Below are 12,540 nucleotides of genomic sequence, written 5' to 3'. Positions count from 1 at the left end.
TGTCTAGACAGATGAAAAGAATAGGAAGTTTGGGACCCCATCACCGTCTCAAACTTTCTTTAGTGTAAGGTTGATGAACTGAACATAGGAGAAAAACGTGAGTATTTTAGAAGTAAAAAATTTAAGCCATGGCTTTGGGGACCGTGCGATTTTTGAAAATGTGTCCTTTCGCCTGCTCAAGGGAGAGCATATCGGACTAGTCGGGGCAAACGGTGAGGGGAAATCCACCTTTATGTCGATTGTGACAGGGCAAATGCTGCCCGATGAGGGGAAAGTCGAGTGGTCCCGCTATGTGACAGCAGGCTACCTTGACCAGCATGCCAAGCTAGAAAAAGGGCAATCTGTCCGTGATGTCTTGCGGACTGCCTTTGATGAGCTGTTTAAGACCGAGGAGCGGATTAACGAGATTTACATGTCCATGGCAGATGAGGGAGCGGATATGGATGCCCTCATGGAAGAAGTGGGAGAGCTTCAAGACCGTCTAGAGAGCCGTGATTTTTATACCCTAGATGCCAAGATTGACGAGGTGGCGCGCGCCTTGGGTGTCATGGATTTTGGGATGGATAGCGATGTGACCGAGCTTTCAGGTGGGCAACGCACCAAGATTCTCCTCGCCAAGCTCTTGCTGGAAAAGCCTGACATCTTGCTCCTTGACGAGCCAACCAACTATCTGGATGCCGAGCATATCGAGTGGCTCAAGCGGTATTTGCAAAATTACGAAAATGCCTTTGTTCTGATTTCCCACGATATTCCTTTTTTAAATGATGTGATTAACATTGTCTACCATGTGGAAAACCAGCAATTGACCCGCTATACGGGAGACTATTACCAGTTCCAAGAAGTCCATGCTATGAAGCGTGCCCAGCTAGAAGCCGCCTATGAGCGTCAGCAAAAAGAAATCGCTGATTTACAGGACTTTGTGAACCGCAACAAGGCCCGGGTCGCAACCCGTAATATGGCCATGTCCCGCCAGAAAAAGCTGGATAAAATGGAAATCATTGAACTACAGGCTGAAAAGCCAAAACCATCTTTTGATTTCAAGATGGCACGAACACCGAGTCGCTTTATCTTCCAAACCAAGGACTTGGAAATCGGCTATGACCGCGTTCTCAACCGTAAGCCGTTAAACCTTACCTTTGAACGCAACAAGAAAATTGCCATTATCGGGGCCAACGGGATTGGAAAATCAACCCTGCTCAAAAGTCTACTAGGCTTGATTCCATCTTTGAGTGGCCAAGTCGAGCAAGGGGAGTATCTGGAAATCGGCTACTTCGAGCAGGAAGTGGCAGGTGGTAATCGAAAGACCCCGCTTGAAGCGGTATGGGATGCCTTTCCTGCCCTGAATCAAGCAGAGATTCGTGCTGCCTTGGCGCGTTGTGGCTTGACTTCTAAGCATATTGAAAGTCAGATTCAGGTCTTATCAGGAGGGGAGCAGGCCAAGGTTCGTTTCTGCCTCTTGATGAACCGGGAGAACAATGTCCTGATTTTAGACGAGCCGACCAACCACTTAGACGTCGATGCCAAGGACGAATTGAAGCGGGCTCTGCAAACCTATAAAGGTTCCATTCTTATGGTCTGCCACGAGCCTGATTTCTACCAAGGCTGGGTAGATGATGTCTGGGATTTCAACGAGATGTAAGTTGAATAGTAAAAAAGCCACTGGTTGGCTTTTTTCTTTACCAAATGTATGAAATCTCTTTCATTTTGTGATAGAATAGTATCAATTCATACTTGAAAAGGAGAAAAAATGACAATTGATTTTAAGGCAGAAGTAGAAAAACGCCGTGAAGATTTGCTGGCTGACTTGTTCAGCTTGCTTGAAATCAACTCAGAGCGTGATGATAGCTTGGCAGATGCGGAGCATCCATTTGGCCCTGGCCCTGTCAAGGCTTTGCACAAATTCTTAGAAATTGCAGAGCGTGACGGCTATCCAACTAAGAACGTAGACAACTACGCAGGTCACTTTGAATACGGTGACGGTGATGAAGTGCTTGGAATTTTCGCCCACATGGATGTGGTGCCAGCAGGAAGTGGTTGGAACACAGACCCTTACACTCCGACCATTAAAGACGGCAAACTCTATGCGCGTGGCTCAAGTGATGACAAGGGGCCTACTATGGCTTGCTACTACGGTCTCAAGATTATCAAGGAATTGGGCTTGCCTATTTCCAAGAAAGTCCGTTTTGTTGTCGGAACAGACGAAGAATCTGGCTGGGCAGACATGGATTATTACTTCGAGCACAGCGGTGTCAAAGAGCCTGATTTTGGCTTCTCACCAGATGCGGAGTTCCCAATTATCAATGGTGAGAAAGGAAATATCACCGCGTATCTCCATTTTGCTGGGGGAAATAGCGGCGCAGCACGCTTGCACAGCTTTACAGGCGGTTTGCGGGAAAATATGGTGCCAGAATCTGCAACAGCTCTCGTATCAGGTGAATTACCAGAACTTGCAGACAAATTAGCAGCCTTTGCCGCAGAACATCAAGTGCGCTTTGAGCTTTTAGAAGAAGATGGTACATACAAGGTCACTATCATCGGAAAATCAGCCCACGGAGCCTCTCCGCAGTCTGGTATCAATGGTGCGACTTATCTCGCTCGTTTCTTGAACCAGTTTGACTTTGCAGGACCAGCCAAGGATTACCTTGCCATTGCAGGCGACATCTTGTTTGAAGACCATAAGGGTGAAGCGCTGGGTGTGGCTCACACCGATGAGAAGATGGGGGCCTTGTCCATGAATGCAGGTGTTTTCCGCTTTGAAGAAACAGCAGCTGACAACACCATTGCCCTCAATTTCCGTTATCCAAAAGGCACGACACCAGAAGAGATTCAGGCCGTCTTGAAACAACTTGCGGTAGCGGATGTGACCTTGTCAGAACACGGGCACACACCGCACTATGTACCGATGGAAGATCCGCTTGTTGCGACACTTTTAGATGTCTACGAACGCCAAACAGGCTTGCGTGGTCATGAACAAGTTATCGGTGGTGGAACCTTTGGTCGCCTCTTGAAACGCGGTGTGGCTTACGGTGCCATGTTCCCAGGCTATACAGACACTATGCACCAAGCCAATGAATTTGCGGATGTCGAAGACCTGATGAGAGCGGCAGCGATTTACGCAGAAGCCATTTACGAATTGGTCAAATAAGCAGTTTCAAACATAGTGAAGAGGAGCTGGGCGAATGTCCAGTTCCTTTTAGATAAGAGAGGTGTCAAGATGTCCAGCATCGAAGAGATACGGACTGCCATTATAGCAGACCCTGCCAATCAAGCCTATACAGAGCAAGGTATTCAGCCCCTGTTTCAGGCAGGTAGCGGGGCAAAGATTGTAATTATCGGTCAAGCTCCGGGCTTGAAAGCGCAGGAGAAAGCGCGCTTATTTGCTGATCCGAGCGGGGATAATCTGCGGGCATGGTTGGGTGTTGATACAGAGACCTTTTACGATGCCAATCAACTAGCGATTTTGCCCATGGATTTTTACTATCCAGGAAAAGGAAAATCAGGCGACTTACCTCCGAGAAAGGGATTTGCACAAAGATGGCATTCGCAGCTATTAGCCAATCTGCCCCAGTTGGAATTGACCTTGCTGATTGGGCAGTATGCACAGGAATATTACTTAAAAGACAGGCGAAAACGGACCTTGACCGAGACAGTCCAAGCCTATGAGGAGTATCTACCGCAGTATTTGCCCCTTGTCCATCCCTCTCCACGCAACAATATCTGGCAGGCGAAAAATCCTTGGTTTCGGACCAATTTAGTGCCAAAATTGCAAGAAAAAGTGAGTCAAATCTTAGATAAATAAGGAAAACATGGTATAATAGTCAAAAGGAGGTCGTCCTATGAAGAAAGGTTTACGATGGATTGTCGGACTTTTGTTGGTCCCTCTGATGCTACTAATGGTCAGCCCTCCTGTTTCTGCTCAAGTCCCTGACAGACCGCAGGAATCAACGGTGCTAGACGAGACCAATTCCCTGTCGCAAGACACGATTCAAGCCATTGATAGTGAGAATCGAGCCTGGAAATCAACGAGTGAACAGCTCCAAGTCGGGGTGTACATGACGACTCAACTGTCAGGCGATATTGAATCCTTGGCAAATGAAGTCTTTCGAAAATGGCAGGTCGGCTTTGCAGGCACCAATAATGGGGTGCTAGTAGTCATTGCTCTTGAAGATCGCAAGTTTCGGATAGAGACATCAGATAATGCCGCAACAGTGCTGACCGATGTCGAATCAAGGCGCATCTTAGAGGACGCGCGTAGCTTCTTCCGAGAGGGAGATTACGATGGTGGTGTCCGCTATATTGTGGATGCGATAGGTGATAGCTTCTATGGCACCGATCGAGCCCAGGCACGCATGGAGGAGTTTGAAGAAGAGCATGGTGAGGATAATGGTCTTTCCTTCTGGTTTATTGTTCTCGCATGTATTATCATCGGCTTCGTACTAGACTATGGTGGTAGAGGTGGTCGTGGCGGCAGAGGAGGCCGTGGCGGTGGTGATACCCTGCTATGGATGTTGCTCAATAGTTCATCTGGTAGCTCCAATGACCATTCTCATTCCTCAGGATCATCTGGATTCGGAGGCGGTGGCTGGTCTGGTGGCGGCGGAGGAGGCGGAGGAGCCTCATCTGGTTGGTAGGAAAGAAAGGAAAAGATATGAATAAAAAATTACTCTATATTTTAATCCCTGTTTTAGCGATTGTCTTTATCGCGATGGGAGCCATTGGTCAATACAATGGTCTAGTCGATAGCTATGCTGAGGTTGAAAATGCCCAGTCTAATGTGGATACACAGTTGCAACGACGCTATGACTTGATTCCAAACGTTGTCGCTTCTGTTAAGGGCGCTATGGAGCATGAGACAGAAGTCTTTACAGCTATTGCTGATGCGCGGGCCAAAATCGGATCTAGCAAGCAAGGATCTGCCGAATACAATGAGGGGCAAAGCCAACTGGATTCAGCAGTCTCTCGTCTCTTGGTCTTGACAGAAAATTATCCGCAACTCAATTCTAACCAACAAGTTTCTGACTTGATTACAGAGCTTGAGGGGACAGAAAATCGCCTCTTGGTTGCTCGTAAGGATTACAATACCATTGCGACAGCCTACAATAAAAAAATCAAACGATTCCCAACAAGCATCTACGCAGGAATCTTTGGCTATGAAAAAGTTGACTTGTTCCAAGCCACATCTGACGCTGCAACAACTGTTCCAAGTGTCAATTTGAAGGATAAATAGGAAAATCAGACACCTCTCTCTAGTGATAGCAGAGGGTGTTTTTTTGCCCCGCCAAAATGCGATTTTCATTTCCAATACGGATAGTAAAATGGTATACTGTAAGGGAAAACGTTTTAAAAAGGAGTATGGTCATGGTAAATTTGAAAGAACAAGTGGGGCTGAAAGCTGCTGAATTTGTAAAAGATGGCATGATTGTTGGTCTTGGAACAGGCTCGACAGCCTACTATTTTGTTCAAGAGTTGGGGCGTCGCGTCCAAGAAGAAGGACTATCCATCGTTGGTGTGACAACGTCCAATGCGACATCAGAGCATGCAGCCTCTCTAGGAATTCCCTTAAAATCCATCGATGAAGTGCCGTATGTGGATGTCACCGTGGATGGTGCTGATGAAGTAGACGGAGCTTTCAACGGCATTAAAGGTGGTGGGGCAGCTCTCCTCATGGAAAAGATTGTAGCGGTGAACAGCAAGGATTGTATCTGGATTGTCGATGAATCAAAGGTTGTGGAAACCCTAGGTGCCTTTAAATTACCAGTTGAAGTCGTTCAATATGGGGCAGAGAATTTATTTAGAGCCTTTGAAGAAAAAGGCTATCGTCCAAGTTTCCGTATGAAAGATGGCGAAAAACTCGTGACCGATATGAAAAACTATATTATTGACTTAGACTTAAGAGAAATTCCAGATGCCGATGCCTTGGCGAATGAATTAGACCATACAGTAGGAGTTGTAGAACACGGTCTCTTTATCCAGCTGGTATCCAAAGTCATTGTGGGCTATCCAGATGGTCCACGCTTCCTTGAAAAACATTAAGTCTCAATAAGCGCTTTGCCTAGAAATGACTAGGAAAGCGTTTTTGTGTTATAATAGAAATAATCATTCATTTAAAGGAGAAAGAAATGGCAAAATTTAAACGCATGCACGTTGTTGTATTAGATTCAGTAGGAATTGGTGCTGCGCCTGACGCAGATCAGTTCTTCAATGCAGGCGAGCCAGACACAACGTCCGACACCTTGGGACACATCTCGGAAACCGCAGGTTTGACAGTACCAAATATGGCCAAAATCGGTCTGGGAAATATTGAACGCGACACACCGCTCAAAACGGTTGCTGCTGAAGAAAATCCGACAGGTTATGTCACAAAATTAGAAGAGGTATCGCGCGGAAAAGATACCATGACAGGCCACTGGGAAATCATGGGGCTCAACATCACAGACCCGTTTGATACTTTCTGGGACGGATTTCCAGAAGAGCTTCTTCAAAAAATCGAAGCATTTTCAGGACGGAAAATCATTCGTGAGGCCAACAAACCGTATTCTGGGACAGCCGTCATTGATGACTTCGGCCCACGTCAAATGGAAACAGGCGAGTTGATTGTCTATACTTCTGCGGACCCTGTGCTACAAATCGCAGCGCACGAAGAGGTGATTCCGCTAGAAGAACTCTATAAAATCTGTGAATACGCGCGTTCCATCACCCTTGAACGTCCATCTTTATTGGGGCGTATCATTGCGCGTCCATACGTAGGAACTCCGGGCAATTTCTCACGTACTTCCAACCGTCATGACTATGCCGTTTCTCCATTTGCTCCAACTGTACTTGATAACTTGAAAGCAGCAGGAATTGATACCTACGGAGTTGGAAAAATCAATGACATTTTCAACAGCGCAGGCATTTCTCATGATATGGGGCATAACAAATCAAACAACCACGGTGTGGACAACTTTATCAAGGTCTTGCAAAATCAAGACTTTACAGAAGGGCTTTCGTTCACCAATTTAGTGGACTTTGATGCGGTGTATGGACACCGTCGTGACACCGAAGGCTACCGCGATTGCTTGGAAGAATTTGATGCGCGCTTGCCAGAAATCATCGACAATATGCGCGAGGACGACTTGCTCATGATTACCGCAGACCATGGAAATGACCCGACCTATGTCGGAACAGACCATACGCGTGAGTATGTGCCATTGCTCATCTTTGGAAAATCCCTCAAAGGCGCGGGTCACATCCCTGTAGGACACTTTGCGGATATTTCAGCGACTATTGCAGAGAACTTTGGCGTTGAAAAGAGCCAGATTGGAGAAAGTTTCTTAGATAAGTTGGTATAAGATGAGAGAATATGAATCCAAGGTAGCCCTCATAGCAGAAATAGAGAAGAAAGCAGCCCTCTTTATTGGGGAGTTTTCGGAGATTTCTGAACAGGATAAGGACCTGCTCCTAGATGGAGTGGACCGAAGTCCAGCGCAGATGATTGCCTATCAATTAGGCTGGCTGAAACTCGTGTAAGGCTGGGAGCGAGAGGAGCAGGCAGGGCGTCTGGTCATACCCCCCCATCCCGATTTCAAGTGGAATCAGCTGGGCGGACTCTATCAGGCATTTTATGAAGCGGTTGCGGACTTGTCTTTGCACGATTTGATGGTGCAGTTTCAAGAGCAAGTTTGCGCGATTGTCCAGCAGGTGAACAGCTATACAGATGAGGAGCTCTTTTTACCGAATCAGCGCAAATGGGCTAGCTCAACGCCCAGCAAGTGGCCTGTCTGGAAATGGATTCATATCAATACCGTTGCCCCCTTTACCAGCTTTCGAACAAAGATTCGGAAGTGGAAGAAGGTGCATGCAACACGTTAAGAAACACAATAGGGTGGTCCTATGATTGAAAAAGTAGAACGCTTGATTGCGGAAATCAATCGCATTCATCATCTATATTCAAAAGACTATTTTGAAACAGGGAAAGTGGAAAAAGTCAATCTTTCTCATACCTTTAGTAAAGTGCCGATTGAACATATCTTGTCCTATCGTTTGAATTTACATGAATCGATCAATGACTATTTATATCGCGCAGATGTAAAAGATATTCATTATTTTTATCGTGTCAAAACGACGGAAAGCATTCTGTATAAGATTGATTCCTATAAAAAAAGAGATACGAAATATCCTGTCAATAATATTCTAAATGATATTTTTGGGGCACGAATGATTCTGTCATCAGAAGAGGTTCGGGAGATTTTGAATCGTTTGGATGATTGGAAAGAGATGTATGGCCTAAAAAATTGGTATATCAGAGATAGGGACGGCTACGTAGGTATTCATATCTACTTTAAAAATCAGAGCAATTTTTACTATCCCTGGGAACTACAAATTTGGGATGAGAAAGACGCAGAAGCAAATATCGAAAGTCACAGACTGTATAAACGCAGCTTTGTGAAATAAAAAGGAGAATAGAAAAGATGTCACTAATTGAAAAAATTCAAGAAACAAAGAGCTTTTTGGAAGCAAAAGGTCTTACAGCGCCAGAATTTGGCTTGATTTTGGGCTCAGGCTTGGGAGAATTAGCAGATGAGGTGGAAAATGCCATTGTCATCGACTATGCTGATATTCCAAACTGGGGGCAGTCAACAGTCGTTGGTCACGCTGGGAAATTGGTCTACGGAGACTTGGCTGGTAAGAAAGTCTTGGCACTTCAAGGACGTTTCCACTACTATGAAGGTAATCCGATGGAAGTCGTGACCTTCCCTGTTCGTGTGATGAAGGCTCTTGGTTGCCACAGCATCATCGTGACCAATGCAGCAGGGGGAATTGGCTACGGTCCAGGAACTCTTATGATGATTAACGACCATATCAATATGATTGGCACCAATCCACTCATCGGTGAAAACTTGGACGAATTTGGGCCACGTTTTCCAGATATGTCAGATGCTTACAGTAAGGACTACCGTGCCAAGGCCAAGGAAATTGCAGATAGCATTGGAGTTAAGGTTGAAGAAGGTGTCTATCTCGGTGTGTCTGGTCCAACCTACGAAACACCAGCAGAAATCCGTGCTTACCAGACCATGGGAGCATCTGCAGTCGGCATGTCAACAGTACCAGAAGTGATTGTAGCGGTGCATTCAGGCATGAAGGTGCTAGGAATTTCAGCCATTACCAACTATGCAGCAGGTTTCCAAAGCTCGCTCAATCATGAAGAAGTGGTGGAAGTAACCACTCGTATCAAGGAAGATTTCAAGGGCTTGGTCAAAGCAATCTTGGCAGGATTATAAGAGGAGAAAACAATGTCAATTCATATTGGAGCAAAAGTCGGCGAGATTGCGGACAAGATTTTACTACCAGGTGACCCCTTGCGGGCAAAATTCATCGCTGAAAACTTTTTAGAAGATGCAGTGCTCTTTAACGAAATTCGTGGCATGTATGGCTATACAGGAACCTATAAAGGAGAGCGGGTCAGCGTCATGGGGACTGGTATGGGAATGCCTTCCATTTCTATCTATGCGCGTGAGTTGATTGTGGACTATGGAGTGAAACGCCTGATTCGTGTGGGAACAGCAGGCTCTCTCAATCCTGATGTTCACGTGCGTGAATTGGTCTTGGCACAGGCTGCAGCGACCAACTCAAACATCATCAGAAACGATTGGCCGATGTATGACTTCCCGCAGATTGCGAGCTTTAATCTGTTGGACAAGGCCTACCATATTGCTAAGGACATGGGCATGACCACGCATGTCGGCTCGGTCTTGTCATCTGATGTCTTTTACTCAAACTTCTATGAGCAAAATGTGAAATTGGGCACCATGGGGGTTCACGCCGTTGAGATGGAAGCTGCAGCTCTTTACTACCTAGCAGCTCAACACGGTGTCGAAGCACTTGGTATCATGACCATTTCAGACAGCTTGGTCAATCCAGATGAGGACACGACAGCAGAAGAACGCCAAACAACCTTTACCGACATGATGAAGGTGGGATTGGAAACCTTGATTTCAAAATAAATCAGAAGAAGATTTGCACCCTACGGGGTGTGAATTTTTTTTGGCGAGGTTCTTGCCTTTTTTGATAAAATGTAGTATAATATTATTAGAAAGCGTTTCCAAAAAAATCGGAAAACTTGCATATTTATTTCTAACTAAAAATGAAAACAAGAGGAGTTACTAGAACATGATTAATTTACAAAATTTTGTTCAAACCATGTATGCCAAACGAATCGAGGATTGCTCTGATCAAGAGTTGTACTATGCCTTGCTTGCATTTACGAAACAGCGCAGTGAAGCCAAGTGTACTAACGACCAGAAGAAGAAGGTCTACTACATTTCAGCCGAATTTTTGATTGGAAAACTCTTGTCCAATAATCTCATCAACTTAGGCTTGTATGACGAAGTCAAGCACCAGCTAGCAGAAGCAGGGAAAGACTTGATTGCCATTGAAGAAGTGGAAATGGAGCCGTCGCTCGGAAATGGTGGCTTGGGCCGTTTGGCAGCCTGCTTCCTTGATTCGATTGCCAGTCTTGGTTTGAATGGGGACGGTGTTGGTCTCAACTATCACTTTGGACTTTTCCGTCAGCTCTTCCAATATCACCAACAATCAGCCGTGCCCAATGAGTGGATTACGCCGCGTTCTTGGTTGACAGAGTCTCCGATTTCCTACCACGTACCATTTGCGAATTTTACCCTGACCTCAAAACTCTATGACATTGATGTACCGGGCTATAAGACCGAAAAGAAAAATCGTCTGCGTCTCTTTGACTTGGCCTCTGTTGATGACAATATCATCGATGATGGTATTGACTTTGATAAGGAGGATATTTTCCGTAACTTGACCCTCTTCCTTTATCCTGATGATTCCACAGATCAAGGAAAAATCTTGCGGATTTTCCAGCAGTATTTCATGGTATCAAATGCTGCGCAACTCTTGATTGACGAAGCGGTTGCTAAGGGATCGAACCTGCATGACTTGGCAGACTATGCGGTCGTGCAAATCAATGACACCCACCCATCGCTCGTGATTCCTGAATTGATTCGCCTTTTGGAACTCCGTGGTATCTCCTTTGATGAGGCCGTTGAGATTGTCAAGAGCATGACAGCCTATACCAACCATACCATCTTATCGGAAGCCTTGGAAAAATGGCCACTTGACTTCTTGAACAAGGTTGTACCGCACTTGGTGCCATTTATCGAGGAATTGGACCGTCGTGCTAAAGCGATTGAGGATAATCCAGCAGTCAATATCATCGATGAGCATGGTCGTGTTCACATGGCCCACATGGACATTCATTATGGTTATTCGATCAATGGTGTGGCAGCCCTTCATACGGAGATTTTGAAATCATCAGAGCTCAAGGCCTTCTATGACTTGTACCCTGATAAATTCAACAATAAGACCAATGGTATCACCTTCCGTCGCTGGCTCATGCATGCCAACCCACGTTTGGCGCATTATCTGGATGACTTGATTGGTCGTGATTACCACCGCCGTGCGGAAGCCTTGGAGGACTTGCTTGGTTATAAGGATGACGCAGCCTTTAAACAGGAATTAGAAAACATCAAACGTCACAACAAGCGCAAATTGCAACGACATATTGCGAAAACGCAAGGAGTAGAGGTCAATCCAGATTCGATTTTTGATGTACAAATCAAGCGGATGCACGAGTACAAACGTCAACAGATGAATGTCTTGTACGTGATTCATAAGTATTTGGACATCAAGGCGGGGAATATCCCAGCGCGTCCTTTGACCGTTTTCTTCGGTGGAAAAGCAGCGCCAGCCTATACCATTGCCCAAGATATTATTCACTTGATTTTGGTCTTGTCGCAGGTGATTCAGCATGATCCTGAAGTAAGTCCGCACTTGCAATTGGTCATGATTGAAAACTACAATGTGACGGAAGCGAGCTTCATCATTCCAGCTGCGGATATTTCAGAGCAAATTTCTCTGGCTTCAAAAGAAGCATCTGGTACAGGAAATATGAAATTCATGCTCAATGGTGCCTTGACCATCGGTACAGATGACGGTGCCAATGTGGAAATTCATGAGCTGGTAGGAGATGAGAATATTTATATCTTTGGTCAAGACAGCCAGACGGTGATTGATCACTATGCTCATGGTAGCTACCATCCATACAGCTTCTACGAAAAAGATGCCATCCGTCCGCTGATTGACTTTATCACGAGCGATCTGGTGCGTCAATTTGGAGGAATCGATGAGCGTTTGTGGAGACTGCAAAACAATCTCAAGCACAATGACCACTTTATGACCCTGCTTGACTTGGAAGAATACATTGCAACCAAGGAACGCATGCTAGCAGACTATGAAGACCGCGATGCTTGGCTTGAAAAAGTCATTGTCAACATTGCCAAAGCAGGATTCTTCTCAAGCGACCGCACAATTGAGCAGTACAACGAAGACATTTGGCATTTGGAGGAATAAAAAGGTCCGGTGGACCTTTTTATCTTGCGCTCAAGAAATGCTAGAAGCGCAATAAGTGAGTGCTATGTTATAAGAGGAGGAGAAGAACAGAAGTTGCTTTCTGTCTCACTCCCTTTTTCATGCCCT

The 12,540-nt window shown here is 45.6% G+C and carries 11 protein-coding genes and 1 pseudogene; all 12 read left to right on the top strand.

All coding sequences use genetic code 11. The features are described 5' to 3' along the window. The first annotated feature begins 97 nt into the window (after positions 1-97). The 12 genes and pseudogenes from BU202_RS03220 (at position 98) to BU202_RS03165 (ending at position 12,414) form a co-directional block, all read left to right on the top strand. Positions 98-1,639: an ABC-F family ATP-binding cassette domain-containing protein gene (locus BU202_RS03220; protein ID WP_075104361.1), complete on the top strand. Its 1,542-nt coding sequence runs from the start codon at positions 98-100 to the stop codon at positions 1,637-1,639. A gap of 108 nt (positions 1,640-1,747) precedes the next feature. Beyond that, entirely contained in the window at positions 1,748-3,145 is a 1,398-nt protein-coding gene (gene pepV, locus BU202_RS03215; RefSeq protein WP_075104360.1) for a dipeptidase PepV, read from the top strand. A 69-nt stretch (positions 3,146-3,214) separates the two neighbouring features. Beyond that, positions 3,215-3,799, top strand: a complete 585-nt coding sequence (locus BU202_RS03210; RefSeq protein WP_075104359.1) for a uracil-DNA glycosylase family protein — start codon at positions 3,215-3,217, stop codon at positions 3,797-3,799. A 37-nt stretch (positions 3,800-3,836) separates the two neighbouring features. Continuing rightward, positions 3,837-4,631, top strand: a complete 795-nt coding sequence (locus BU202_RS03205) for a TPM domain-containing protein (protein WP_075104358.1) — start codon at positions 3,837-3,839, stop codon at positions 4,629-4,631. 17 nt (positions 4,632-4,648) lie between these two features. Next, positions 4,649-5,227, top strand: a complete 579-nt coding sequence (locus BU202_RS03200; protein WP_075104394.1) for a LemA family protein — start codon at positions 4,649-4,651, stop codon at positions 5,225-5,227. A gap of 131 nt (positions 5,228-5,358) precedes the next feature. Then, positions 5,359-6,033: a ribose-5-phosphate isomerase RpiA gene (gene rpiA / locus BU202_RS03195; RefSeq protein WP_075104357.1), complete on the top strand. Its 675-nt coding sequence runs from the start codon at positions 5,359-5,361 to the stop codon at positions 6,031-6,033. Positions 6,034-6,119: 86 nt separating this feature from the next. Continuing rightward, positions 6,120-7,331, top strand: coding sequence for a phosphopentomutase (locus tag BU202_RS03190; protein WP_075104356.1), 1,212 nt, complete (start codon positions 6,120-6,122; stop codon positions 7,329-7,331). Position 7,332: 1 nt separating this feature from the next. Further along, positions 7,333-7,851: pseudogene (locus BU202_RS03185) on the top strand (ClbS/DfsB family four-helix bundle protein). A 21-nt stretch (positions 7,852-7,872) separates the two neighbouring features. Continuing rightward, entirely contained in the window at positions 7,873-8,433 is a 561-nt protein-coding gene (locus BU202_RS03180) for a nucleotidyltransferase family protein (protein WP_075104355.1), read from the top strand. A gap of 17 nt (positions 8,434-8,450) precedes the next feature. Beyond that, positions 8,451-9,260 carry a purine-nucleoside phosphorylase gene (locus tag BU202_RS03175; RefSeq protein WP_075104354.1) on the top strand — a complete coding sequence of 270 codons (810 nt, stop codon included), beginning with the start codon at positions 8,451-8,453 and terminating at the stop codon, positions 9,258-9,260. Between the two features lie 12 nt (positions 9,261-9,272). After that, a complete protein-coding gene (gene deoD / locus BU202_RS03170) occupies positions 9,273-9,983 on the top strand; it encodes a purine-nucleoside phosphorylase (RefSeq protein WP_075104353.1) in 711 nt (236 codons plus the stop codon). 166 nt (positions 9,984-10,149) lie between these two features. Next, entirely contained in the window at positions 10,150-12,414 is a 2,265-nt protein-coding gene (locus BU202_RS03165; RefSeq protein WP_075104352.1) for a glycogen/starch/alpha-glucan phosphorylase, read from the top strand. The last annotated feature ends 126 nt before the right edge of the window (positions 12,415-12,540 follow it).

It is taken from the genome of Streptococcus cuniculi (genome assembly GCF_001921845.1).
Lineage (GTDB): Bacteria > Bacillota > Bacilli > Lactobacillales > Streptococcaceae > Streptococcus > Streptococcus cuniculi.
Note: the sequence above shows the minus strand (reverse complement) of the source record. Positions and strands in the feature narration are given on the sequence as shown.